Origin of the sequence: Rhizobium ecuadorense, assembly GCF_001187535.1 — a bacterium.
GTDB lineage: Bacteria > Pseudomonadota > Alphaproteobacteria > Rhizobiales > Rhizobiaceae > Rhizobium > Rhizobium ecuadorense.
The window spans coordinates 1-289 of record NZ_LFIO01000423.1 but is presented as its reverse complement, the minus strand read 5'-3'; the positions used below and the strand labels follow the sequence as shown (position 1 = coordinate 289).

The window sequence follows — 289 nt, the reverse complement described above, 5'->3', positions numbered from 1 at the left end:
TAGAAGAAGAATGGCTTCTTGGTCGTCGAGATCGCCATATTAGTGTAACGAACGAGGTCATTGACCGCTATGATTGAAACCAGCGACGTATCCTTCAGAAGGATCAGCCACAGATTGCCGAAAGCGGGAATGCAATGCCGCCACATCTGCGGGAGGACGACCAGGAAGAAGGCTTGTCTCCGGTGCAGGCCCAGCGATGCCGCCGCCTCTGCCTGTGCCTTGCCGACCGCCTGATAGGCGCCACGAACGACTTCGCTGCCAAGCGCGCTGAAGACGAGCGTCAGCGCCA

Annotated in this window: 1 protein-coding gene; it reads right to left on the bottom strand. The window is 58.1% G+C overall.

Annotated features, from left to right (window positions below; translation table 11 throughout):
* The coding region (locus AF337_RS10880) for an ABC transporter permease subunit (protein WP_152970974.1) at positions 1-289 on the bottom strand (289 nt) is incomplete at both ends.